The 3,707-nt window shown below is 50.4% G+C and carries 4 protein-coding genes; 1 reads left to right on the top strand and 3 read right to left on the bottom strand.

All coding sequences use genetic code 11. The annotated features are described in order from the left end of the window. The first annotated feature begins 328 nt into the window (after positions 1-328). Positions 329-1,489, top strand: coding sequence for an IS256 family transposase (locus LQE90_RS12240; RefSeq protein WP_087198813.1), 1,161 nt, complete (start codon positions 329-331; stop codon positions 1,487-1,489). Between the two features lie 307 nt (positions 1,490-1,796). Here LQE90_RS12240 and aac(6')-Im read toward each other — a convergent pair whose 3' ends face one another. From aac(6')-Im to LQE90_RS12455, 3 genes are all read right to left on the bottom strand, one after another. Beyond that, positions 1,797-2,339, bottom strand: a complete 543-nt coding sequence (gene aac(6')-Im, locus LQE90_RS12245) for an aminoglycoside N-acetyltransferase AAC(6')-Im (RefSeq protein ID WP_216530022.1) — start codon at positions 2,337-2,339, stop codon at positions 1,797-1,799. 45 nt (positions 2,340-2,384) lie between these two features. Then, positions 2,385-3,284, bottom strand: a complete 900-nt coding sequence (locus tag LQE90_RS12250) for an aminoglycoside phosphotransferase family protein (RefSeq protein WP_216530023.1) — start codon at positions 3,282-3,284, stop codon at positions 2,385-2,387. Positions 3,285-3,401: 117 nt separating this feature from the next. Then, positions 3,402-3,527, bottom strand: a complete 126-nt coding sequence (locus LQE90_RS12455) for a hypothetical protein (protein ID WP_255713302.1) — start codon at positions 3,525-3,527, stop codon at positions 3,402-3,404. Between the last annotated feature and the right edge of the window lie 180 nt (positions 3,528-3,707).

The raw sequence follows: 3,707 nt of genomic DNA on the forward strand, positions 1-3,707 counted from the left end.
CTCCAGGTAGCAGGCCGAGCGCGCCAGGTCCATCGCCCTCCACAGCCTGGGGGCCCCGCGGTTCGCCATGTCGTAGAAGTCGCAGGCCCTGCCGCATACGGGGCAGCGGCGCTGCTCGCACTTGTAGGGCCGGACGCTCACGACGATGCGCTCGGCCTCGATGCGCGCGCCCAGGACGACCGTGCGGGCCAGACCGAGGGCGAGAAGTAGGTAACGTACAATTTTTTGCGCACTTTGACAGCAGGATAGCGTCCAGATAGGAAGGAGGGCACGGCCCGCCCCGGTATGATTCGAGTTGTCGAGACAAGAAGCATATTGGAGGAGAGCCATGCCCGAGCCAATCGTAACACTGAACGAGGAGAGCCTGAAGTCCGATCTGCGCGAGCTGGTGAGAAAGACGGTCGAGGACACCCTGAACGGCCTTCTGGATGAGGAGGCGGGCGACCTCGTCGGCGCGGAGCGCTACGAGCGCGCCGCGGGGCGCGAGGCCTATCGGGCCGGCCACTACGACAGGAGCCTGGCAACGACGTCCGGCGAGGTCACGCTGCGCATGCCCAAGCTCAAGGGGATGAGGTTCACCACGGCGATCATCGAGCGCTACCGGCGCCGCGAGACCAGCGTCGAGGAGGCGATGATCGAGATGTACCTGGCCGGCGTCTCGACGCGCAGGATCGAGGACGTCTCCGAGATCCTGTGGGGGTCGAGCGTGTCGGCGGCGACCGTCTCGAACCTGAACGAGAAGGCGTTCGCCGCGGTCGAGGAGTGGCGAAACCGCCCGCTCGTTCGCGCCTACCCCTACGTCTACGTCGACGGCATCTACCTGAAGCGCAGCTGGGGCGGGAGCTACGAGAACGTGGCGGTGATGGTGGCGATAGGCGTCAACGACGACGGCTACCGCGAGGTGATAGGCGCCGCCGAGGGCTTCACCGAGTCGGCCGAGTGCTGGCGGGAGTTCCTCTCGTGGCTGAAGTCGCGCGGGCTGCGCGGGGTCAGGATGTTCACCGGCGACAAGGCCGCCGGCATGGTCGGCTCGATCGCCGAGGTCTTCCCGAACGCCGCCTACCAGCGCTGCACGGTCCATTTCTACCGCAACGCGCTGGCGAAGGTGCCCAAGTCCAAGAGGCCCAAGGCGGCCGCGATGCTCAAGGCCATACACGCCATGGAGTCGCGCGAGGCCTCCGAGGCCAAGGCCCTCGAGGTGGCCGACGAGCTCGACTCAATGAGGCTGAAGGAGGCCGCGAAGGTCGTCCGCGACGGATACGCCGAGACCCTGACGTACACGCGCTTCCCGCGCGAGCACTGGCGGCGCATACGCACCAACAACGCCATCGAGCGCCTGAACCGCGAGATCCGCAGGCGCACGCGCGTGGTCGGGACGTTCCCCGACGGGAAGAGCGCCCTCATGCTCGTGACCGCGAGGCTCAAGTACGTGGCCGAGAGCGAGTGGGGCTCGAGGCGCTATCTGGACGTGACTCTGCTGGAGGGGTAGCCGCACCGGACGGCGGGCTTATGAGGCTGTCGGAAAAGTGCGCAAGATTCTTGACGGTACCGAGAAGTAGTAGACTCTTCATGCGTCACACCTCTTCGGTTGTCTGAATTTGGCTTAGCAATCATAGGCGGATGACGCGGAAACGGCCCCTCCCGGGGCCGTTTCAGTTCCAGATCGTTGTTTTCGCCCGCTGAGCTGGGCCTATGCCGGAATCTCTCCCACAGAAACCACCGAAGAGCCTATTTTATATAATATAGGACATAGGTGTTTTTGGGGGGAGTATCTACATTTGGGAATCTGGGAGCCATTAACCTTGCGCTTTCCATTCCATCAAAACACAGTCTTCCTTCTTTCCTTCGTGAAACTCATGTTCAGGAAGTTCTTTAATAATTTTAAATCCTGCCTTCAGATATGCTCGTATAGCCCGTGGATTATTTTTTCGTGGGTCAAGAATTACCCCATCGGCACACATTTCCTCGCGTAAATATTGGCATACGACTTTGCAGTATTCTGTACCGATTCCCATGTTCCAATATTCTGGCTCACCAATGAACTGATCCATTGCATATATCTTTTCATCAGTCTTACGATAATTATATTCGTCGAAAAGCTCGCCCTGAACTCTATATATTTGCGCATAACCTATAGGAATCTGATTATATTCAATGATGACTCGATAAAGTTCGTCTGACCATTGTTCAGTATAATGCTCACAAATTGTTTGCAGCGTGTATTTCTTATCTCTACCGTCATAAAATTCAAGTACACGCTCATCTGTCAGCCATTTCAACATAAGAACCAAATCATCGTTTTTCATTGGACGAAATGAAATTTGCTTTACTTCTGACAAAACGGTCACCTCTTTTACTAAATAATAACATAACATTTCTTCCTGCTAAAAAATAAAGCTTTTTGCTTGTGTCCGTAGCAATTCGGAAATACCCTTGGTCAACATATTCCTATCACTTCGTTCATAACCATAAATAATTTGGTCTATAGCCCAATACGCATCATTTAGCTCGGCTTTTCTTTCTGCTACCTCTGGATTTTTGTGCTGATAGTACCGCAATACTCTCCTGCCAAAATCTTTTCCAAAGTCATCCGTGCTACAATCCAATAAACATAAAAAGTCATTATCCGGATCACTAACTATAAAATCGCCAAAATCAATAACTCCAAACAATCTGTTATTATTAAAAATCATGTTACTGGCACTAAAATCATTATGTACCAAGCACGGAGTGTATTTAAACAAAATGGTATTGTTCAATATGTTTGAAAATATTAACTCGATGTGATCAAGAATATCAGCCGTCAATAACTGTTCCTTTTCAAGGATGCTGATAAGTGATTTTTTATCTTGCAAATATTTAGTTTCCTTATCTTCCCGAGCATCTAAAAAGAATTTAGCAGAACAATCAATCTCTATGGAATGTAACTCTTTTAAAAATGTTGCTTCGTCGAATGCAAGAGCATCTTTTTCTTTTTCTCTCAACTTATGATACTGCTCGTAAGTAATATGCTCTCCTTTAAGATATGTCATAATATTTGCTCGGTCACTTTGATACACTACCGCAGGAGTCTGATACGATAAGTTGCAACCTTCTAAAAACCTATACAATTCAAACTCTCTTTTTTGAGCATTTCTAGCAGAATCTCGTTTTGGAACTTTCACAACATATTGTTCATTGCATAAAAAGGTATCACTATCATCACCAGATGACAAATAACGGAGCTCATTTATCCTTATCTGTTTATTCAAAAGACTATATATTTCAGCGTCCAAATCAACCATTTAAGTCTCCTTTATACGTAATACTATTCTTCCTCTACTTAAAGTCATAACAGAAACTTCAAATATTTTTGCTTCAATCTTTTCGCAAGACTAACTTCTTTACAGCATTGTTCAAAACTACCATTCTAATAAATCTTTTAACAGAGCATCCACACGCTCTGTACAATCTGCTTCTCGGGTTTCTTGTCTCCGCCAATCATCTGAAAGAGGGAAATAGACTTTATCATTTACTATTTTACCCATATCCCATTTTCCGTTTGTATTTCTCTGTTCAACTAGCCAGTCCGCCACAAATTTGAAATTTGAGGCTTCGGTAGTTTGTGTGACAAGGGGCTAGCCTAGGCGGCAACGCTCTTCGCTCCCTTCACGCCCTTCTTCCTCGCCTTCGCCGGGCGACCCGGGAGCTGGGGCTGGCAGTCGCCG

Origin of the sequence: Paraeggerthella hominis (genome assembly GCF_021044775.1) — a bacterium.
Lineage (GTDB): Bacteria > Actinomycetota > Coriobacteriia > Coriobacteriales > Eggerthellaceae > Paraeggerthella > Paraeggerthella hominis.